At 51.3% G+C, this 19706-nt stretch carries 20 protein-coding genes, 2 rRNA genes and 1 pseudogene (1 of these 23 running past the window's edge); 13 read left to right on the top strand and 10 right to left on the bottom strand.

The window, feature by feature from the left end; translation table 11 throughout:
- The 3 genes from NB640_RS08245 to NB640_RS08255 all read left to right on the top strand — a co-directional run.
- Positions 1–1459, top strand: a 23S ribosomal RNA gene (locus NB640_RS08245) (it extends 1598 nt beyond the left edge of the window).
- A 136-nt stretch (positions 1460–1595) separates the two neighbouring features.
- A 5S ribosomal RNA gene (gene rrf / locus NB640_RS08250) occupies positions 1596–1708 on the top strand.
- A gap of 390 nt (positions 1709–2098) precedes the next feature.
- On the top strand, positions 2099–2320 hold the full coding sequence (locus NB640_RS08255; protein WP_332880239.1) for a DUF6882 domain-containing protein: 222 nt from the start codon (positions 2099–2101) through the stop codon (positions 2318–2320).
- A gap of 174 nt (positions 2321–2494) precedes the next feature.
- Here NB640_RS08255 and NB640_RS08260 read toward each other — a convergent pair whose 3' ends face one another.
- The 5 genes from NB640_RS08260 to NB640_RS08280 form a co-directional block, all read right to left on the bottom strand.
- Complete coding sequence (locus NB640_RS08260) at positions 2495–2857, bottom strand: hypothetical protein (RefSeq protein WP_269308255.1); 363 nt, start codon at positions 2855–2857, stop codon at positions 2495–2497.
- Between the two features lie 71 nt (positions 2858–2928).
- Positions 2929–3348 carry an outer membrane lipoprotein gene (locus tag NB640_RS08265; protein ID WP_269308256.1) on the bottom strand — a complete coding sequence of 140 codons (420 nt, stop codon included), beginning with the start codon at positions 3346–3348 and terminating at the stop codon, positions 2929–2931.
- A gap of 193 nt (positions 3349–3541) precedes the next feature.
- Complete coding sequence (locus NB640_RS08270; RefSeq protein ID WP_269308257.1) at positions 3542–5521, bottom strand: beta-propeller domain-containing protein; 1980 nt, start codon at positions 5519–5521, stop codon at positions 3542–3544.
- A 270-nt stretch (positions 5522–5791) separates the two neighbouring features.
- Positions 5792–6598, bottom strand: coding sequence for a fused MFS/spermidine synthase (locus NB640_RS08275; protein WP_269308258.1), 807 nt, complete (start codon positions 6596–6598; stop codon positions 5792–5794).
- Positions 6599–7534 carry a pseudouridine synthase gene (locus NB640_RS08280; RefSeq protein WP_269308259.1) on the bottom strand — a complete coding sequence of 312 codons (936 nt, stop codon included), beginning with the start codon at positions 7532–7534 and terminating at the stop codon, positions 6599–6601. It abuts the gene before it with no gap.
- 265 nt (positions 7535–7799) lie between these two features.
- On the opposite strand from NB640_RS08280, the gene NB640_RS08285 reads away from it, so the two are divergent.
- Positions 7800–9059, top strand: a complete 1260-nt coding sequence (locus NB640_RS08285; RefSeq protein ID WP_269308260.1) for a 6-phosphofructokinase — start codon at positions 7800–7802, stop codon at positions 9057–9059.
- Between the two features lie 79 nt (positions 9060–9138).
- A protein-coding gene (locus NB640_RS08290; protein WP_269308261.1) for an IS3 family transposase occupies positions 9139–10226 on the top strand; the annotation gives its coding sequence in 2 pieces (ribosomal slippage) (positions 9139–9391 and positions 9391–10226; 1089 coding nt in all).
- A 32-nt stretch (positions 10227–10258) separates the two neighbouring features.
- Here NB640_RS08290 and NB640_RS08295 read toward each other — a convergent pair.
- Positions 10259–10384, bottom strand: coding sequence for a hypothetical protein (locus NB640_RS08295; protein WP_269308262.1), 126 nt, complete (start codon positions 10382–10384; stop codon positions 10259–10261).
- Between the two features lie 415 nt (positions 10385–10799).
- On the opposite strand from NB640_RS08295, the gene NB640_RS08300 reads away from it, so the two are divergent.
- The gene (locus tag NB640_RS08300; protein WP_269308263.1) at positions 10800–11246 is read left to right on the top strand and encodes a 4-fold beta flower protein; all 447 of its coding nucleotides are present in this window, start codon (positions 10800–10802) and stop codon (positions 11244–11246) included.
- Positions 11247–11362: 116 nt separating this feature from the next.
- On the opposite strand, the gene NB640_RS08305 is transcribed toward NB640_RS08300, so the two are convergent.
- Positions 11363–11947 (bottom strand): rhodanese-like domain-containing protein, encoded by a 585-nt coding sequence (locus tag NB640_RS08305; RefSeq protein WP_269308264.1) that lies wholly within the window; start codon positions 11945–11947, stop codon positions 11363–11365.
- Between the two features lie 569 nt (positions 11948–12516).
- Positions 12517–12735, bottom strand: coding sequence for a hypothetical protein (locus NB640_RS08310; RefSeq protein WP_269308265.1), 219 nt, complete (start codon positions 12733–12735; stop codon positions 12517–12519).
- Between the two features lie 179 nt (positions 12736–12914).
- Between NB640_RS08310 and NB640_RS08315 the strand changes: the two genes are divergently transcribed.
- Both NB640_RS08315 and NB640_RS08320 read left to right on the top strand, forming a co-directional pair.
- Entirely contained in the window at positions 12915–13160 is a 246-nt protein-coding gene (locus NB640_RS08315) for a hypothetical protein (protein WP_269308266.1), read from the top strand.
- A gap of 39 nt (positions 13161–13199) precedes the next feature.
- Entirely contained in the window at positions 13200–13793 is a 594-nt protein-coding gene (locus NB640_RS08320) for an SGNH/GDSL hydrolase family protein (protein ID WP_269308267.1), read from the top strand.
- A 165-nt stretch (positions 13794–13958) separates the two neighbouring features.
- On the opposite strand, the gene NB640_RS08325 is transcribed toward NB640_RS08320, so the two are convergent.
- Complete coding sequence (locus NB640_RS08325) at positions 13959–14288, bottom strand: helix-turn-helix domain-containing protein (protein WP_269308268.1); 330 nt, start codon at positions 14286–14288, stop codon at positions 13959–13961.
- Positions 14272–14535 carry a type II toxin-antitoxin system RelE family toxin gene (locus NB640_RS08330; protein ID WP_269308269.1) on the bottom strand — a complete coding sequence of 88 codons (264 nt, stop codon included), beginning with the start codon at positions 14533–14535 and terminating at the stop codon, positions 14272–14274. The genes NB640_RS08325 and NB640_RS08330 overlap by 17 nt, the downstream gene beginning before the upstream one ends.
- A gap of 484 nt (positions 14536–15019) precedes the next feature.
- Between NB640_RS08330 and NB640_RS08335 the strand changes: the two are divergent.
- The 5 genes and pseudogenes from NB640_RS08335 to NB640_RS08350 all read left to right on the top strand — a co-directional run bounded on the left by NB640_RS08335 (position 15020) and on the right by NB640_RS08350 (position 19706).
- A pseudogene (locus tag NB640_RS08335) lies at positions 15020–16151 on the top strand (IS3 family transposase).
- A gap of 119 nt (positions 16152–16270) precedes the next feature.
- A complete protein-coding gene (locus tag NB640_RS13055; RefSeq protein ID WP_408637959.1) occupies positions 16271–16408 on the top strand; it encodes a phage tail assembly protein in 138 nt (45 codons plus the stop codon).
- Between the two features lie 183 nt (positions 16409–16591).
- Positions 16592–18577 carry a phage tail tape measure protein gene (locus tag NB640_RS08340; RefSeq protein WP_269308270.1) on the top strand — a complete coding sequence of 662 codons (1986 nt, stop codon included), beginning with the start codon at positions 16592–16594 and terminating at the stop codon, positions 18575–18577.
- Positions 18574–19491 (top strand): phage tail protein, encoded by a 918-nt coding sequence (locus tag NB640_RS08345; protein WP_269308271.1) that lies wholly within the window; start codon positions 18574–18576, stop codon positions 19489–19491. Before NB640_RS08340 ends, NB640_RS08345 begins: the two co-directional genes overlap by 4 nt.
- Positions 19491–19706: a tail protein X gene (locus NB640_RS08350; protein WP_269308272.1), complete on the top strand. Its 216-nt coding sequence runs from the start codon at positions 19491–19493 to the stop codon at positions 19704–19706. Before NB640_RS08345 ends, NB640_RS08350 begins: the two co-directional genes overlap by 1 nt.

A 19706-nucleotide genomic window follows, 5' to 3' on the forward strand; every position in this document is an offset into this window, starting at 1 on the left:
GATCGCGGAAGGTTGTCCGGGTGTTGGAAATCCCGGTTCTTGACTTAGAGGAGGCTGTCAGGCAAATCCGGCAGCGTAATCCAAGGGGTTGAGACGAGTGGCCATGTGCCGCGAAGCAATTGGAAGTGGTTCCAAGAAAAGCCTCTAAGCTTCAGTCTAACGAGACCGTACCGTAAACCGACACAGGTGGGCGAGATGAGTATTCTAAGGCGCTTGAGAGAACTCGGGAGAAGGAACTCGGCAAATTGGTACCGTAACTTCGGGATAAGGTACGCCCTTGTATCTTGACTGGCCTGCGCCAGGAGGGAGAAGGGGTTGCAATAAAAAGGTGGCTGCGACTGTTTATTAAAAACATAGCACTCTGCAAACACGAAAGTGGACGTATAGGGTGTGACGCCTGCCCGGTGCTGGAAGATTAAATGATGGGGTGAGAGCTCTTGATTGAAGTCCCAGTAAACGGCGGCCGTAACTATAACGGTCCTAAGGTAGCGAAATTCCTTGTCGGGTAAGTTCCGACCTGCACGAATGGCGTAACGATGGCCACACTGTCTCCTCCCGAGACTCAGCGAAGTTGAAATGGTTGTGATGATGCAATCTACCCGCGGCTAGACGGAAAGACCCCATGAACCTTTACTGTAGCTTTGCATTGGACTTTGAACCAATCTGTGTAGGATAGGTGGGAGGCTTTGAAGCGTGAACGCTAGTTTGCGTGGAGCCAACCTTGAAATACCACCCTGGTTTGTTTGAGGTTCTAACCTTGGCCCGTTATCCGGGTTGGGGACAGTGCATGGTAGGCAGTTTGACTGGGGCGGTCTCCTCCTAAAGTGTAACGGAGGAGTTCGAAGGTACGCTAGGTACGGTCGGAAATCGTGCTGATAGTGCAATGGCATAAGCGTGCTTAACTGCGAGACTGACAAGTCGAGCAGGTACGAAAGTAGGACATAGTGATCCGGTGGTTCTGTATGGAAGGGCCATCGCTCAACGGATAAAAGGTACTCTGGGGATAACAGGCTGATTCCTCCCAAGAGTTCATATCGACGGGGGAGTTTGGCACCTCGATGTCGGCTCATCACATCCTGGGGCTGTAGTCGGTCCCAAGGGTATGGCTGTTCGCCATTTAAAGTGGTACGTGAGCTGGGTTTAAAACGTCGTGAGACAGTTTGGTCCCTATCTGCCGTGGGCGTTGGAAGTTTGAGGAGGGCTGCTCCTAGTACGAGAGGACCGGAGTGGACGAACCTCTGGTGTACCGGTTGTCACGCCAGTGGCATCGCCGGGTAGCTAAGTTCGGAAAAGATAACCGCTGAAAGCATCTAAGCGGGAAACTTGCTTCAAGATGAGACTTCCCGGAGGCTTGACCTCCCTAAAGAGTCGTTCGAGACCAGGACGTTGATAGGCTGGGTGTGGAAGCGCAGTAATGCGTTAAGCTAACCAGTACTAATTGCTCGTGAGGCTTGTCCCTATAACATTGATTGTTGTAGGAAGCTAAGCTTACATAAAAAATATAAGCGTATGTCGTTATGCATCACGCCTAAGCTTCTTTACTTTATTCCCAGATTGGATCATCTGATTTATACTCAGGTGGTCAACAAGTTATGCCTGATGACCATAGCAGGTTGGTACCACTCCTTCCCATCCCGAACAGGACAGTGAAACGATTCTGCGCCGATGATAGTGCTGAAACCAGTGTGAAAGTAGGTTATTGTCAGGCAATTATATGAAAACCCCCATATCCGTAAGGATGTGGGGGTTTTACTTTTAAAGCTCCCTTCACACATCCCCATGATGTGTTAACCACCAAAAAATCCACTGGCCCATAAAGCAGTGGATTTTTTTTATTTTAGGGGGCGCCAGTGGATGCCGGTGTGCCGGAAGGGGCCTGGTATTGCGGAAGCAGCGCGCTGTGCGTCAGAAGAATTTGCTCATGGCCTCGGCACAGGGATGTTCTTCCAGATGGTGGCCGCGCTGGGGCTGGGTGCAGATAGAGTGGCTCATGCAGTAGTTGTATCACCCGCAGTTGACGGTCAATCTGTGAGGCCTTATTGCCGTCTCTACCGGTTTGCCGGAGAATATGTCCGCCATTGCACGATAGCTTCATGCGCTGGGCGAGACAGAAAATATTAGGGAATTGGTAGCACCAACTTTTTCGGCGGACCCCATTGATCTCCATGCCTTTGGTATCTTGGCTTGCGGTATCGGGGAGGCTGACGCCTTTTATGTGGCTGATTATGGTGATGGTATGCTGGTCGCAGTGTTGACGGGCGACCTGGTCAGCTCAGGTTGGCAACCGGATCATCAGCGGGCACTGCTGGTTTTTCCGTAGGTTATCAGCACTTTTGAGCTGGACCATAAATCCGCACTGGTGAATTATCTGCAGGCACTGGGCTATGAGGTAACAGCCGATAAAGGAGTGGTTGCTACAAAGGGTTCACAGCAGATTCAGGCGGATTTTGATGACGTTGGAAGGCTGACCAGTCTGAAGGGATAAGCGGTTTTTTCAGAAAAATTTGGCCATGGTTTCCGCCCAGGGATTGAGGATCATCCATTCTTCAATGGGCTGGTATCCCCGGTCAACCGCTTCCTGAAAATGAAAGGTGAGTGAATCCAGCGCGAGCTGAATCGTGGAGGGAATGTCTTTGGCCCAGGCCGGGTCCTCAAGATGGTTGCCACGTTGCGTCTGCGTACAGATGGAGTGGCTCATGTAATAGTTGTACCCGCCTTCCGGATTAACGGTCAGAATCAGCCGTATCCGGGTCTGCAAGCCCTTCATGTTGAATAGGTAGCCATCGTGGCATTTTTGAATATTTTCGATATATTCATTATTCTCAAATACCCTGTCTGCTTCGATTCTTGTATCCATATCTCATTTGTCCGGCCTGAAAAGCGGATAGGCTGTTTTGCCTGTATTGTTTCTGGCACAGGCGTAAGGTACTATCGTTCGTCAGCGATGATCCTGGCTTTTGAACCATACAGGATCAGCACTTTCTGGCCTTTCGAAAAAACGGGACTCGCTCCCTGTGTCAGGGTCACCAGTGAGCCCCCTTCTGTTTCCACGACATATTCAATACCGCCCTGTGAGGTAACGCCTTCTTCAATAGCACCACCGGCAACTCCGCCCAAAAGGGCACCGCCTATTGCCCCCAGAATGTGGGAGCGTGTGCCACCACCAATGGCAGAACCTGCTGTTGCGCCTGCCAGTACACCAACCGTTTTACCGGTACTGTTTGTGCCGGCAACAGCAACCTGCCGCGAGCTGACAATAACACCAGGTACGGTTTTGCTGACTTTACCGGCCCCTTCGACAGAGTAGGTGTCCGGATTGATATTTTGTGTACACCCGTGACAAGGCAAAGGGCTGCAATCAGTAATAAAAATCGGGTTTTCATGATCACGGTGCTCTAAAAAGTTTATTCACGTTAATTTTGCCACGGTTCTGTGGAAACTGGCAGCTTTATTTTATACCGCCTCTTTCCCTTTGGCCTTGTTTTTTATTATGGAACTCCCCTTCTGAAAGACATCTTCTTTCAGAAGGGGTAATGGTTTGCTAGCGCCTTACCGGCTGGCTTTGCACGGGGCTGAAATCAATACGGTGGACTTCGCTGATGCTGTTGCCGCTGACCTTGCCTTCGACCAGATCGTAACCCATCAGGGCGAAAACCCGGCCTTTCAGGAAGAGCGGGCGGGAGTTGCCATACCAGTCCACGCAGGATGCCTTGCAGTTGTCGTTGGTGTTCGGGTTCGGTGAAGCGCCCAGTATGCCCATTTCGGAAAGTGACAGGTTATTGTTTTTTACATAAACAATGCCGCTTGACACATTGCGAAGCTGTTTCCAGCCGGAAGAGCCGCTTTCCCTGAAGGGCAGCCCGAGGATACCGTTTTTCTCGTTTTCCGGCTTATAGAAGAAACCATGGCTGCGGGTTTCTCCCTGGGCCGCATTGGCCAACTGGAAAGTGCTGACAGGATTGGCGTACACCATCCGGTCAGTGCCGCCCAGTGCTATGGTTGTGAAAACCAGGCTGGTATTCTGGGTGCCGACCAAAAGCGCGTTTTTGCCGAGTGCCTCAATGCGGTCGACACTGTGTGACGGCGTGAGTTTGACGGACCCGCTTTGCGGGTTTTTCCAGGCAAGTACATAGGCGGTATTTTCTGTGGACTGGCTACGTCCCCAGGTATTGCCTGCGCCATAGAGGAGATAGTTGCCGATGTACCGGTTCTGGATGCTGTGTCCTCCCTGTGGTGAGGGCAGCGGATGGTAATTGGCAACAGGGGCGGATTCGGTGCCGTTGCCAAACTGGCTGACAGGCACACGTAAAAGCGCCAGATCCTTGCTGCTGCCTTCGGATGACCACATGGAAGCGGCAGGGCCTTCTGAGCGCAGCATGACATTCAGATAGCCATCGTCACTTTCCAGGAAGGAAAACTGGTCAATCGGGCTGCCCATTGTTTTGATCGCGGTAGGAGCCTGCCTGGTATCCAGCGGCAGCCTGAAAACAGAAGCGCTTACAGGAGGAGCCGTATTGGCAGTGCGGTGGTTATAGCGGGCATAAGACGCTGTCCAGATATAGACAGCATCTTTTGAGACATAAAACTCACGGCCGGCAGGCGCCAGTACACCGGTTGCCGTGCACTGCATATCCGGTTTTGAAAGATCACAGACTTGTACGGTATGAAGGGCAATCTGGGTCCGGGTCGGATCAAGGTCTTCATCCGTGCGGTATATCTGTGTTGCCGGCGCGATTCGTTTGAAGTCACCTGCTTTGCCGTCCTGCCAGGAGCGCACGGCCGGGAAAAAATCCAGCGGATTGGCCGCATGAAAATTGAGGTAAAGCGGTGTATAGAAGATCAGCTTGTCTCCGATCAGGCGGCTTGCATAGTTGCGTGACGAGTAATAATCGTTCGAGCGCAGCACATGCGTGGACTTGTAGCTGAGTTGGCCGTTACGGTCGATAGTGAAGAGCACCACTTCCGTGCCGCCCTTGCTGTAGCTGTAGCCGATAACAGCAATGGTGTTGCCGGATATCAGCATTTCATCGTACCAGGCATGTCCGGATGAGCCGGGCGCATAGGCGTCAATCATGGAAACCGGTGCGAGACGGCTGTTGCCGACATCAACCGTGAAAAGCCGTCCCCTACGGAGAACGACTAGATGATTGCCGTGCACCTTGACGATACCGCCTTCATCCACGCCGGCGGTCTGCGTATTGGTGACGGATTCGGATTCCTCTTGTGCCTTATCCGCAGCAACAGAATCCTGCGCCATCATGGCCATTGGCGCTGCGGCTACGGCTGATTCTTTTTTTGTCATTGCCATTTCGGATTGGCTGCGTGTCGGCTGTGCATCGATCTTGCTCTTTTTGCCGGCCAGCCATTCGTTGAGCTCGGCCTCTGATTTGAATGCGGTAAGGGTATTATTCTGTTTGCCGCCGAAGATGCTCCAAGCCGTTGCCGGAGACGCAGCGGTGAAACCGACCACGATAATCAGGGCAGGTTTCAGGAATAGACGGGAAAACAAAGAACGGGTCATGGTGGCTCCTGTATGCGGGTTATTCTGTTTTTTTGTGGATACTTCCTGCATGTTTGTCCGGGCGGAAGGTAAAACATTTTCAGGATGGCACAGGCGTCACGATCTGCATGACACGGCAGAAAACGCCACCGCCATTACAGCATAAAATTTTTCGAACCCCCTTGATGAGCTGCGGGGATTTGTAACAAAAGATAACGGGGCGAAGACCATGCCTTCCCTCCTGTATGGACAGTGGAGGATGAAAATACCCGCTGGCCGGTTTACAAAATGTTACAGCTGTTCTTCTGCCTGGACATTTTCAATCTGCTGGCGCATCCATTCCTGCAGCCCGTCAACCCAGCGCTTAGCCAAAAGGCCGGTTTCCAGGCGGATGATATCTGCCTTGTCGTAGAGTTCGGAAAAAGCGATACCGGGCGCCTGCTTGAAGGCAAGGGCGACGATGTTCGCACCATGCACTTCAGGCATCCAGATAACTGCGTCAAAAGCGCCGTATATGGCTTCCAGGCTTTTGTGCCGGTTTGAGTCGGCACCGAAAATATTCACTGTCATCATCCCGTCCGGGGTGAGGCAATTGGCACAGGCCTTGTAAAACTCGGGGGTATCGATAGCCGGTGCGAGGGCGTGCTCATCATACAGATCCACCTGCAGGATATCGATGTTGTTCTTTCTTGCCTGTGACCGGACATAATCCATGGCATCGCCCTCAATCACGCGAAGCCGTTTATCATCGGGGGGCAGGTAAAAGGATTCATGGCAGATGTTAATGACATGCGGGTTGAGCTCGACGGCGGTTACTTTTGCTTCCGGGAAGTTGTGATAGCAGAATTTGGTAAGAGCGGCGCTGCCAAGACCGAGCTGGACGATGTGCGCAGGCTGTTTCTTAAAAAGCATCCACATCATCATCTGCTGGATGTATTCGAGCACGATTTCCACCGGGTTATTTATGCGCATGGCTCCCTGAATCCATTCGGTACCCAGATGCAGGACAAGCAGGCCATCCTGCTCAGACAAGGTCGCTTTGGGGTAATAGTTTTTACCACTTCCGGTATTTTGTTTGTTTTTCTTTTTTTTCCGCATTTAAAGTCTCAATTGCTGTGTGCTTTCAAAATAGCGTTGTGCCCCGGTGACCGGGTCTGTAAAGGCAATGGCTTTTGCCAGCAGTTGCAGCGGACTGGCAAAAGCGTCATTCCGGCTTTTTTCATCGGCTTCTTCCGGCCACAGCTCAGGGTATATCCGGTCATTGAGAATAGGAAGACCCATGCCCATCATCTGAACCCGCAGCTGATGTTTTTTCCCTGTCAGTGGTTGCAGGGCATATCGTGCCAGCGCGTTTTTTGATTCCAGCAAACGGATTGTCGTTTCGGCATTGGGCTTTCCCGGGACTTCTTTCATCTGCATGAAGGACTCCCCGCTTTGGACAAGACAGCTGCGATAAAGAGAGGGCAGGGGGATATCCGGACGGTGTGGCGCAATGGCTTCATAATGTTTTTCCACCTGCCGGCCATGAAAAAGTACCTGATAGCGTGAACGTGTGGCGGGCTGGACAGAAAAAACCACCAGGCCGGCGGTTTCCCTGTCTATACGGTGTATGGGGGAAAGCGTGTTGATATTCAGGCGGCGCTTCAGGCGTACCAGCAGGGTTTCCTGTAGATAGCGGCCCGAGGGGATGACGGGTAAAAAGTGGGGTTTGTCTGCAACGACAATCCACTCATCCTGATAAATAACGGTTTCGGTAAACGGAACCAGTGTCTCTGCGGGCAGACTCCGGTAATAGTAAAGCAGATTGCCATGCGCATACGATTGCCCTGGCTGGATGCGTCTGCCGCTGGCATCCAGTACCTTCCCCTGCCGGATGCGTGATTGCCAGTCATTGCGGCTGACTGCCGGAAAACGTGCTGCCAGAAAATCCTCATAGCTTGTCCATGACCCTGCCGGAAGAAAGACACGGCTGGGGCTGATACCATCGCGTGTCGGTGGTGCAGCCTGACGTGTCTGTTGGCGGGGCGTCTGCATTGTTGTGCGGGATGGTCCGGTTCTGGTGTTACACGGGATTATTACATATTGCGCCTGAGGAAGCGACGTCAAAAGTCATTCGTGTCAGGCTGGCGGCGTTATGAAAAAATGGCGACATGATGGTGCTGAATACAACAGTCAGGGAAAAAATGTTCACAGGTTGTTGCAATCGGTTTGGTCATTTGCGCAGATGGCGGTAACCTAACAGGAAATCAGTCATTCATGCGAATAAACAACCGGTGGTTTCGGGGGATGGGAGAATGTCATGAAAGGAAGGAACGCTTTTTATGCGCAGTCCGGTGGTGTAACGGCTGTGATCAATGCCTCAGCCTGCGGGGTGATTGAAACGGCGCGCAAGCATCCGGACAAAATCAGCAAGGTCTACGCCGGTTTGAATGGCATCGTGGGTGCGCTGACGGAAGAGCTGGTTGATACCAGTATTGAGACGGATGCCGATATTGCGAAGCTGCGTTATACCCCTGCCGGGGCATTTGGCTCCTGCCGCCTGAAGCTGGCGGACCCGCAGGTCGACAGCCGGGGTTTCGAGCGTCTGATTGATGTTTTCCGGGCACACGATATCGGGTATTTCTTTTACAACGGCGGGGGAGATTCTGCCGATACCTGTTTCAAGGTATCCCAGCTTTCCACACTGATGGGTTATCCGGTACAGGCGATCCATGTGCCAAAAACCATTGATAATGATCTTCCGCTGACAGACAATTGCCCGGGATTCGGATCCGTTGCCAAATATGTTGCGGTGTCCACACTCGAGGCATCTTTTGACGTGCGGGCCATGTCAAAAACCTCAACCCGGATTTTTGTTTTTGAAGTGATGGGACGGCATGCCGGGTGGATCGCTGCGGCTGGCGGGCTGGCAATGGATTATGGTATTCCTGTTGTGATCCTGTTTCCCGAGATCGAATTTAATGAGGAAAAATTCCTGGCGCGAGTGGATGAAAACGTCAGGCGTTTCGGTTACTGTACGGTCGTTGTGTCAGAAGGATGCAAATACCCGAATGGTGAATTCATTGCCGATCAGGGGGCACGTGATGTATTTGGCCATGCGCATCTGGGCGGGGCCGCGCCGATCCTGGCAAACATGATCCGCAACAAACTGGGTCATCCTTTTCACTGGGCGGTAGCCAATTACCTGCAGCGTGCGGCCCGTCATCTGGCGTCAGCGGTGGATGTGCAGCATGCCTATGAGCTGGGGTGTGCTGCCGTCAATCTGGCACTGGAAGGCTGCAACTCGGTGATGCCGACCATTGAGCGCGTATCCGATGCGCCTTATCAGTACCGGATTGGCATGGCAGACCTGAAAAATGTGGCCAATGTGGAAAAGCACATGCCCATGAGTTTTATCAGCGATGATGGTTTTGGCATTACCGAGGCGTGCCGGCACTACCTGCTTCCCCTCATACAGGGCGAGGATTATCCGCCATATGGGAGCAATGGCCTGCCGCAGTACATCACACTGAAAAACGAACTGGTTCCCCGAAAACTGCCGCCCTTTCAGATCGCCTAAAAAAGCCAGTCTCCATTGGTAATCCCCCCACAGAATAGTTTGAATTGGAAGTAGAATTTTCTTATGAAGGAGGTTCTACATGAAGAAGTCGAGATTTACCGATAGCCAGATCATGGCGATATTAAAGCAGGCCGAATCCGGGATTCCCGTACCGGAGTTATGCCGGGAACATGGGATGAGTTCAGCAGCGTTTTACAAATGGCGAGCCAAATATGGCGGCATGGACACTGCCATGATAACCAGGATGAAAGAACTCGAAGCTGAAAATACCCGTCTCAAGAAGATGTACGCTGAAGAGCGCCTCAAAGCCGAGATACTCAAAGAAGCCATCGAAAAAAAGTGGTAAGGCCATCTCAACGGCGGGAGATGGCTAGGCGAGCCGTTGCCGACAAGAGGATATCCATCCGTCTGTCCTGCGAGACATTCGGGGTCAGTCAAACTTGTTACCGGTATCAAAGCCGGAAAAATGCCGAAAACGAACAGATTGCCCAATGGCTGATGCGACTGACAGACAACAACCGCAACTGGGGATTTGGCCTGTGTTATCTGCACCTGCGCAACGTCAAAGGATTTGGCTGGAACCACAAACGCGTCTATCGCATTTATCGTGAACTTGAATTAAACCTTCGTATCCGTCCCAAAAAGCGCATGACAGGGGAAAAGCCGGAAATCCTGAGTGTTCCCCAAAAGAGCAACCAGGTCTGGTCGATGGATTTCATGCATGACCAACTGGAAGATGGCAGAAGCTTTCGGTTATTGAACCTCATTGATGACTTTAACCGGGAAGCGCTGGGTGTCGAAGCCGACTTCTCCATGCCTTCAGAAAGGGTTATTCGCTGTCTGGAACAAATCATTTCATGGCGAGGGTCGCCTCAAGTGATCCGTTGCGATAACGGCCCGGAATACGTCAGCGCCACATTGCAGAACTGGGCACATAAAAGAGGCATCCGAATCGAGTATATCCAGCCGGGGAAACCCCAACAAAATGCTTATGTGGAGCGCTTTAACCGGACAGTGCGATATGAATGGCTGGCTCAATATCTGTTTACCTCAATTGCAGAGGTACAGGATTTCGCTACCCGATGGGTCTGGCATTATAATCATGAACGCCCAAACATGGCCTTGGGCGGCATCACACCTAAACACCGGTTGGCCATGACCGCATAACGCTACTTCCGATCCACCCTAAAAAGGGGGGATTACCGCAGGGCATCTTCAATGGATGCAGACTGGATCATATTGACAGCCGGGCCATAAGAACTGATGCCCAGCATCATAATGAACAACAGGGATAAGGTAGCAATGATACGGGTTTTGATTGTCATTTCTTTTTTCCTCAGGGGTGAAAATTGCCTGAAAGAAACAATCCTTATTGTAAGCGATATTTACAATTAAGTTTGAAAGCTAAACTTTTGGCTTGGTGCAAGAGGAAATAACACTTGCCTTTTAAATGGTTGAGAATATATAAATTTTCAGAAAAGAAGAATGAGAGCTTTTGTAACGGTATGAAAACAATGAAAAATAAAATGATGCGTTTGCCTGATAACAAAAAATAAATTTTAAAAAAAGTGACATGTTCGGAAATTTTGAGGTATTCTATAATCATGCAGTATGCGATTAACGAGCCTCCTGTTATTCGCAAGCTGTAGTTTGTCTTATCCCCTGCCTAGAGTCATCCTGTCAGGCGGCCAAAAAATATCGCATCACAATATCTTCCACACACAATTCAACAGGTGCTTTATGGACCAACTTAACCTCTATGACAAATCAGGCGGTGCCCTCGTGTACCTGAACAATGACAATTATATTTACCAGTATGGGGGAACACCGGTTGCATCCGTGCTGGATAGTGCAGTGTATGACCTGCAGGGAAACCATGTCGGATGGTTTTTCGATGGCTGGGTAACCGACGTGAACGGCAAAGCCATTCTGTACAGCAGGGGTTCCAGTATGCAGGCGATCCCGAAGCCGGGCATGCGGCCGGATCCCCCCAAAAAAGAAAGGAAGCCTGTCCCGGCGGCTCCGGAGAGAAAGCCGACGAATACCATACCCGCAAAAATCACCACCTGGTCAAAGCAGGCAGCAGGGGATGTTTTGGGAACACCCATGGAATATGAAGTCCAGCCTAACTGGCAGTTTATTGATATCCGTGATGTCATGATGAAAGGGCATGACGTCAAAAAATAAAGACGTCTGTCCACAACAGCAGGCGTCCAATGTGCTATATCAGGCGATTGTCAGAGTGATTCACGCGGGGTGACCGGAAGGAGGGGGCAACCCCGCATCAGGTGAAAACCGTCAGGTTATTCGTGGAAAACTTTTGTCTTGTTAAGGGTATAACCCCAGGGTAAACCGCTGTTTTTCCAGCCATTGACCAGACGCCAGTTTTTTTTCTCCCCTTCCTTGAGCGCGACGCCTTCAAATCCGTCGGTGACGATGTAAACCTTTGCATAGCCTTTGCCTTCCAGTGCTTTTGCACTCGGCGCACCACGTTCACCGCCGGATCGGCACATCAATATGACGGGACTGTTTTTCGTCAGGTTTCTGGATGCCAGTGCCCTGGCAATGCCTGCTTCAAAAGCCGGGTTGACCTCCATCATGAAAACGGATTTTTTGTCGTTCCATTTCTGGCGGTTGGCCGTCATATACGGGATATTAATGTCAACGACATCAGAAAATCCGGTAAACATGATCTCGATCGGATCACGGACATCGACCAGCAGTATGTTGTTGCCTAGCGCACCGGTTTTCATCTCATAGGCTTCACGGGCATCCACATAAAGTCCCCAGGATGTCTGTTGTGCCGGGTCTTTCGGCGCATCTGCGGCCAAGGCCTGGGCCAGGATTCCCATACCCAAAAAAAACAGTATGATCAGTCTTTTCATCATTTCTTCCTTTTAAAGTCGGTGTTTTGCCGTGCGGGGCGGGAAATCAAACCGGTCACTCTGCCTGACGGTTTGACGACATGCGCTTAACCATACCATATATCATCTGATCAGACCCGGAGCGGCTCAGGGGGATTGCCAGGATGCGCAGAAATGCGCCGATGCTGTTTTTGCCCCGAGTATTGAGAACAAAAAAATATCCGCTGAATGATGGCGCGGATTACAATAGAAGCATGAAACACACGCACCACAATGCAATGGGGGATCAATGAGTAACTGGGATATGTGCTTTTACTGCAAAATGAAAGTATGTTCACTGGATGAGTGCCCAAGCCGGGACAGAAAAACATACGTCATGCCATCCAGCAAACCAAAACCACAAGTACCGGATGATTCCCGCATGCAAAGCCCGCAAAAGCCGTTGCATGGGGCTTGAACGTCCGCGTTACTTATTCCCTTGCCGCCCTTTCAGTATCCTCCCCATTTTTCAGGAGGAAAGCATGCGTTTAGCCAATTGGATTCGGTCATTATGCCTGGCAAGGGCTATTGCATAACAGCCAAAATATTCGGGCTCAATCACCGGCCGATTTCAGCAAATCATACTGTTCGGTCGCCCATACATAAATGACGCCACAGGGAGTCAAAAACGGTTCTTTCCATATGTTGACTTTCTCGCTGCCAACAGGAATTTCCGCTGACTCGCCATGCTTTTCATATGGGAATTCGACAAATCTTACCTCTTCAAGGTGTCCGTCACAGTGCCGCATTTCATTGATACAGAAAACCCTCATGTCTTGTCCTTTTAATGTGCGCCATCAAAACAGGCGCAGCGGAGTTTGTATAGCGTCATTATAGGGCCAGGGATTATTGCTCACAGGTTTTTGATTTGCGCCCCTTCTTTGATGATGAACGGTCTATGGTTAATATAGGGTATTGAAGTGAATATACGGCAAGGGATCCAGGGGGGTATATGGTGGAAGGCGAAAAGCTGCAATCCGTAAGAGATGAAAAAACAGGCCTGCTTGTATTGCGCACTGCCGAAGGAAAACCTGTTGGAACAATCGGCACTGTCAGAAACATTTCCGGTGCGGGCATCATTGAGCCCGGCAGCTTCATCGACCGGACCAAATATATATTTGTCACTACAGCAGGAGAAATTGAACAAGGCGTCTTCTATGCAACGGAAGAGGACGCCTTGTTCTTCCCTGTTTACTGAGGTGCTATCGGTAGTGCTTAAAAATGTCTGGAAGCGTGTATGCATCTTTTGTGTTTAGGAGATTCCATTTGTTACGGCGACGGGGTGCACCCGGATCAGGCCTGGGTATCCCTGCTGGCTGCGGAACTGGCGCAGCGTCACCCCGCAGTGCGGGTACATAACGCGGGCGTTAATGGCGAAACGGTACAGGGCGGCCTGTGGCGTTTGTCCGAATGCCTGGTGCCGCTTGTACCGGATCTGCTCTATGTGCAGTTCGGACTTAACGACGCCTGGATCAACATCTGCTCTGCCGAGGAATACACGGACATGATGTGGGAGATCGTGTTCCGGGCGTTGGAAAGCGGCGTACGGGCCGTGGTGGTGGGAACCAACCATCCCGTGTGGGCGGGACAGGACGTATACGGCGCCGCCGATTATCCGCAACGTGTCCGGCATTTCAATGCCAGCTTGCGGAGCCGTTTTGCACTGGCGCCGGAACGCGTATCTCTGGCGGACGCCGAGGCGCACTGGGATGGGCTCGGCAGCAGAGAGGCGCTCGTTCCCCTTCTGCAAGCCGATGGCGTGCACTTGAGCTCTCAGGGTAACCGCGTCTACGCTAATTTTCTGCTGCCCGTGTTTGAATGGTCGCTCTGAGATGTTCGCGCCCGAAATTTCAATTTATCACTGACGGGGATCGAACGATTTGCTGTAGTCCGCTTTGGCGCTTGGTTTGCGCTTTTCGATTTTTGGAAATACTGCAAAAAATACTGTAAAAAAGTATTGCTACTCAGGTAAACAAGACATGGAAACAACGGCGCTTCATACGTCAAGCTGTTCGATTTCAATGCCAAGCGCAACAGCGATTTTCTCTTTTGATGCCTTTCTCAATCTCAGACTATTTTCCTGTTTGGTGTAAGCAGCCTGGGATATGCCAAGCCTTTCAGCCACTTCACTTTGCGTAAGCCCAAGATATTCCCGCCAGGCACGAATAGGCGTCATATCCAGCTTAATGACTTTTCCGACAACCTCATTGGGAATGGTAGGGGACTTTTTTCCAGTCAAAGAGACATACTCATGGTAAGGAATAACGGCAAAAGCAGGAAGGCCGTCGCTTCCTTTCAGAATTTGAACATTAGTACGTGCTTTCATTTCGTTTTCCCACCTGCACAATATTGATAATGATAGGGCTTCCGCTTTGGTCTATTTCAAAGATAACCCGAAAGTCTCCAACACGAAGACGATAACCATCACGGCCTTGCAATTTCTTGATATCGGCATTGCAAGAGGGCCATGTGGCAAGAAGCTGAACAGCGTCATAGATCGTTTCACGCAAGCCCTTGCTCTGGATTTTGCGTAACTGCCGAAATGCCTTTGGCTGCCATTCAATCGTGTTCATGTTCGCCATTATATCCCAAATATAACCTTAATAAGGGAAAATGGTTATATTTGCATCAGAAATGCCGGGTTTTCGGAGTGGTGGTTTTTGAGGAAGACCCTCCCTCATTCGGTCACATCAATGAAGCCTGACCGATTGGCTTGACGCTTATCCCGTAAGGTAATGAAAGCATTTGCTGATATAGAATAATCGATGATAACCAGTATATAAGGGGACAAGTCGTGGGTGAATGGGTGAACCTAGACCAGGAAGAAATAAGAGAAATCAAAACCGAGGCAGCCTTTGGTGGGGTATGGTCTGATCGTATTAGTCGTGCACTTGCGTTTAAATTGCTGGATCGATCCAATCCATATTTTTGCAGATTCAGCGTGTTAGATGAAATAAATCATCTAGAGGAGAAGTGGCCCCGGGAATTAGGACAGATTTATAAGTGAGTTTTTTGCTTCACAATAGTGGCTGCGAAGCAGTCAAAGGGAGCGAAATCATGAGCAAAAGAAGCAGAAGAAACCATTCAAGCGTATTCAAGGGCAAAGTGGCGCTGGCGGCGCTCAGGGGAGACAGGACGATAGCCGAGATAGCACAACAGTATGAAATTCACCCCAACCTGGTCACCGAATGGAAACGACAGTTGCAAGAGAACGCTGGCCATGTTTTTGAAGGCAAGAAGCCCGTTGGCAAGGCAGATCCGGATTTGAAGGTACTGCATGCCAAGATTGGTCAACAGGCGCTGGAAATCGATTTTTTAAGCGGCGCGCTCACCAAGGCGGGATTGCTGAGCGCAAAAGAATGATAGACCGTACCCACAACTTGTCGGTTGTCCGGCAATGCCAGATATTGTCACTTTCCAGATCGACGGCCTACTACCGATCCTGTGAGACAAGGCCGGAAGACCTTGCTCTCATGCGCCGAATGGACGAGTTGCATCTTGAGTATCCGTTTGCGGGCAGCCGGATGCTGCGCGACCTGTTGCGTTTTGAGGGGTATGAAGTTGGCAGAAAGCGCATTGGCACGCTGATGAAGAAGATGGGGATATCGGCGATCTACAGGAAGCCCAATACCAGTCGGCGTCATCCGGCCCATCCGGTTTATCCGTACCTGCTGCGCAATTGGAGATCACCCGTCCCAATCATGTGTGGGCAGGAGACATCACCTATATTCCGATGAAACGCGGGTTTGTTTATCTGTTCGCCGTGATGGATTGGGCCAGCCGCAAAGTGCTGTCCTGGCGTATATCGAACACCCTGACAGCGGACTTCTGTATCGAAGCACTCGAGGAAGCAATCCACCGCCATGACAGGCCGGATATCTTCAATACCGACCAGGGCAGTCAGTTCACCAGCCTGGAATTTACGCAGCTGCTCAAAGCCCATCAGATTGCCATCAGCATGGATGGCAAGGGTGCCTGGCGGGATAACGTGTTTGTTGAGCGCCTGTGGAAAACCCTCAAGTATGAGGATATTTATCTGCGTGCCTATGACACGGTAAGCGCGGTAAAACAGGGGATCGGGCGCTATCTTGATTTTTATAACCGGAAACGGCCACACCAATCGCTTGACGGCATACCACCGGATCGGTTTTACTATGACAACCTGCACCAGCCGGAAATGGCAGCGTAGGTGATGAACGGGTTACCCACCGCACTCGCCTCCAGCACCTTTATTGCTGAAGGCGGCACCGTGGATAACCCTTTAACCGCAAGGAACACACTTAAGCAGGACAAAATCCTGTCCAAACAATCGGAGCCACTTCTCCTGCAGAAAGTGAAAGCATGCTGCTGGCAAACCTGTGCGGGATTTCCCAGGACACCCTTTATGACCTGCCGTTGAAGGATTACAAACTTTTGCAGACGGCTTTTTTAGGTTTTTTGGCATAATCCTGCCGGTTGATGAGTTTAAGGCACCCCTTCCGGCAGGCGCACTTTACCAGGCGCTTTTACCGCTTGACCACATAAGGCACTGCATACTGGCCCTGGCAAGTCATACCGGGTGGAGCCGTGCCGAAATCATCGCTTTAGGCATTTCTGAATTTCTCTGGTGGGTAAGGGGGCTGCCAAAAAATGGCAACTAAAAATCTATCAGCAACCATCACCATAGGGGGACTTGTTGGAAGTTCCCTTAAATCCGCTTTTGGGCAAACCGAAAGGGGTGTAGACCAGATTGGCAGTAAAGTTAAGCAGCTGACTGCCAGGCAAAAAGAACTCAATAACGTCATCAAACAGCAGGAGCAGCTGGGGCGCGCAGGATCCGCACTCAAAGTCCAGTATGCACAGAAGGAACTGGCGGCACTTGATAAACAGATTGCCAAACTCACCCGCATAAACAATCTTGAAAAAGCCCGCCAGGCCAACGCGGCAAGGGTATCAGAAGCCCGCTCAAAAATGGTTGGCGCAACCGTGGGTTTTGCGATAGCTGCCGCCCCCCTGGTTGGTGCCGCAAAGGTAGCATCTGATTTCCAGTATGAAATGCAGATGATCGGCAATACAGCCGATATGACAAGCGCCGAAATCCTTGCCCTTGGCAATTCCATCCTTGAGTTAAGTTCCCAAACCGGACAATCATCACAGAACGTACAGAAGGCCATGGGCTTTTTGGTGGTTGCCGGTATGGACGCCAAAACAGCAGAAGCCAGCCTTTTCAATATCGGCAAAACGGCAACGGCTGCCGGCGCCGAAATTGAGGATGTGGCAAAAGCGGCATTCACCCTGGTTGATTCCTTGAATATCAAACCGGGCCAGGAGTTGCAGGATGCCCTGGATACCCTTTCTGTGGCGGGTAAAGAGGGAAATGTAGAACTGAAGGACATGGCCGCGCAGCTGCCGGTTTTGGGCGCCAGCTTCAAGGCTATGCAGATGGGCGGACGCGAAGCGGCAGCAACCATGGGCGCGGCCCTGGAAGTGGCAAGAAAGGGCGCAGGGGATGCCAACGAGGCGGCCAACAACCTGAAGAATTTCATGCAGAAGATCGTGAGCCCGGTAACACTGAAACGGGCTCAGAAGAATTTTGGTATTGATCTTTACAAGGTGATTTCTGACGCGCAATCAAAGGGACAAAACCCGTTTGAGGCCGCCATGGAAGCGGCCATGAAAGCCACCCAGGGCGATCAGAAAAAAATCGGTGAATTGTTCAATGATACCCAGGTACAGAATTTCTTCCGGGCGGCTTCGCAGAACTGGGACGAATACCGGCGCATCAAGGATAAGGCGCTGACGGCTACCGGTGTTGTGGATGAAGATTTTGCAAAGATCATGACCACATCCCGGATGCAGATGGAGATTTTCAAGAATGAGGCCGGACGGCTGGGCATTACGGTAGGCAGCCTGCTTTTGCCCATGCTCAATGATACGCTTTCTGTAGTCACCCCGATTGTTGGAAGCATTGCCAAATTCGCCCAGGAAAACCCGAAGCTGGTTAAAACCATCATTGCCGTTGGTGGCGGCCTGCTGGCGTTTAATGTGGCAACAGCTGCTGCCCGCTGGGGTGTCCTTTCGCTGATAGGTGCCGGGCTCAAATTGTACGGAAACATCCTGGCAATCCCTGGCGCAATTGGCAAGGTTGGCACTGCCATGCGCGTCCTGGGCACCATATTCACGACAACACCCGTCGGCCTGGTAATTCTAGGCATTGCGCTGGGCGCCACCCTGATGATTGCATACTGGGACAAGGTGGGCATTTTCTTCAAGAAGCTATGGGAAGGTATTACCTTCATTTTTACCAAGTCCTATGACTTCATTGTCGGCAAGATTAAAACACTGCTTAACTGGTTTGAAAAAGCTGGCCAGGCCAATGCGGATGCCTTTGGCGGTGAAAGTGCCGGCATCAGTTCGGAAACCTATCAGAACTTCGGGCGCAAGGATTTACCACAGCCTGCCATGGCGGGCGCACGTTCCGGCCAGGTGGTAAACGATAACAGTCAAAACACCACCAACATTTACCAGCAACCAGGCCAGGATCCGAAAGCACTGGCAGATGAGATGGAAAAACGGCGGGCGCAGCGTGCCGGTGTATCCGCGCGCAGTTCCTACGCAGACGGGACTGGATTATGAATATCATGCTTTCCCTTGGCGGTTTCCAGTTTTCGCTTAATACTGCGGCGTATCAGGAATTGGTGCGATCAACCGCTTATCGCTGGGCGTCACACGATCGACTGGCCCAGCCGGCCGCAAAGCAGTTTACCGGGCCCGGTGATGATTCCATGTCACTGACGGGGGTTATTTACCCCGAATGGCGAAGCACACGTTTTCAGCTGGATAACCTGCGATCACTTGCAGCACGGGGGCAACCGCTTTTGCTGGTTTCAGGTGTTGGCGCGGTCCTGGGGCGCTGGGTTATTGATAAGATCGACGAACGGCAAAACATCTTTGCGGGATACGGTATCGCCAGAAAGCAGGGCTTCACCATTTCCATCCAGTATTTCGATGCCGGCCAACAGGCGGGCCTGCTGGATGCGCTGGAAAGCCTTTTAAACTTCTTTGACCCCGAAGCGACAAACGCGCTCGAAATAGCAAAGTATGATGCTGATGGGGTTTTGCAATCCACGACCAGCGCAGCAGGTACGGCAATTGGTTCCTTGAATACTGCCATGGATGGCCTGAAAGCGGTTGCAGAGACTACCAGCGCGATCGTGCTGCCGGTTATGAACACGGTAAACAATGGCATCCGTATGGCGGCCAATGTACGCGAAACCGCCCAGCAGCTGAAAAACAGCCTGAAAAATATCAATGATCTAAAGACACTGGGAGCGCAGCTTTACAACATTTCCAGCACGGTGGCCACAGCAGCCAATGCCGGCACAATCGCTTCCCGTGCAGCAACCGATTTGCTGGGCACCATCACCCAGGCATCAGACCCCGAAACGTGGAAAGCGGTATCTACTGCTGTTTCAGCATCGGGAACGCTGGCCACCGGCATGGGGCGTTCTTTTGGTTCCCTGATTGATACAGCCCGGAGTTTTGAATAATGGCAATGCTCACTTACATAACCAAAGAAGGTGATACGGTAGACAGCATCACATGGAGGCAATACCAGACGCGTGCCGGTAGTGTCCTGGAAAACGTGCTTTCCGCCAATCCAGGGCTGGCTGATTATGGCCCTGTGCTTCCGCCTGGCATCAAGGTAAAACTGCCGGAACTGCCACAGCCTGCCGTTCATAAATCCGTTAAGTTATGGAACTGA

It is taken from the genome of Oxalobacter vibrioformis, assembly GCF_027118995.1.
Classification (GTDB): domain Bacteria; phylum Pseudomonadota; class Gammaproteobacteria; order Burkholderiales; family Burkholderiaceae_D; genus Oxalobacter; species Oxalobacter vibrioformis.

Excerpts from the sequence above, each read along its gene's own strand:
- NB640_RS08275 (WP_269308258.1), bottom strand. The coding sequence starts at position 6,598 with ATGCGGAAAAAAAAGAAAAACAAACAAAATACCGGAAGTGGTAAAAAC.
- NB640_RS08300 (WP_269308263.1), top strand. The coding sequence starts at position 10,800 with ATGGACCAACTTAACCTCTATGACAAATCAGGCGGTGCCCTCGTGTAC.
- NB640_RS08295 (WP_269308262.1), bottom strand. The coding sequence starts at position 10,384 with ATGACAATCAAAACCCGTATCATTGCTACCTTATCCCTGTTGTTCATT.
- NB640_RS08345 (WP_269308271.1), top strand. The coding sequence starts at position 18,574 with ATGAATATCATGCTTTCCCTTGGCGGTTTCCAGTTTTCGCTTAATACT.
- NB640_RS08330 (WP_269308269.1), bottom strand. The coding sequence starts at position 14,535 with ATGAACACGATTGAATGGCAGCCAAAGGCATTTCGGCAGTTACGCAAA.
- NB640_RS08315 (WP_269308266.1), top strand. The coding sequence starts at position 12,915 with ATGGTGGAAGGCGAAAAGCTGCAATCCGTAAGAGATGAAAAAACAGGC.
- NB640_RS08350 (WP_269308272.1), top strand. The coding sequence starts at position 19,491 with ATGGCAATGCTCACTTACATAACCAAAGAAGGTGATACGGTAGACAGC.
- NB640_RS08310 (WP_269308265.1), bottom strand. The coding sequence starts at position 12,735 with ATGAGGGTTTTCTGTATCAATGAAATGCGGCACTGTGACGGACACCTT.
- NB640_RS08340 (WP_269308270.1), top strand. The coding sequence starts at position 16,592 with ATGGCAACTAAAAATCTATCAGCAACCATCACCATAGGGGGACTTGTT.
- NB640_RS08320 (WP_269308267.1), top strand. The coding sequence starts at position 13,200 with ATGCATCTTTTGTGTTTAGGAGATTCCATTTGTTACGGCGACGGGGTG.
- NB640_RS08280 (WP_269308259.1), bottom strand. The coding sequence starts at position 7,534 with ATGCAGACGCCCCGCCAACAGACACGTCAGGCTGCACCACCGACACGC.
- NB640_RS08260 (WP_269308255.1), bottom strand. The coding sequence starts at position 2,857 with ATGGATACAAGAATCGAAGCAGACAGGGTATTTGAGAATAATGAATAT.
- NB640_RS08285 (WP_269308260.1), top strand. The coding sequence starts at position 7,800 with ATGAAAGGAAGGAACGCTTTTTATGCGCAGTCCGGTGGTGTAACGGCT.
- NB640_RS08325 (WP_269308268.1), bottom strand. The coding sequence starts at position 14,288 with ATGAAAGCACGTACTAATGTTCAAATTCTGAAAGGAAGCGACGGCCTT.
- NB640_RS08270 (WP_269308257.1), bottom strand. The coding sequence starts at position 5,521 with ATGACCCGTTCTTTGTTTTCCCGTCTATTCCTGAAACCTGCCCTGATT.
- NB640_RS08305 (WP_269308264.1), bottom strand. The coding sequence starts at position 11,947 with ATGATGAAAAGACTGATCATACTGTTTTTTTTGGGTATGGGAATCCTG.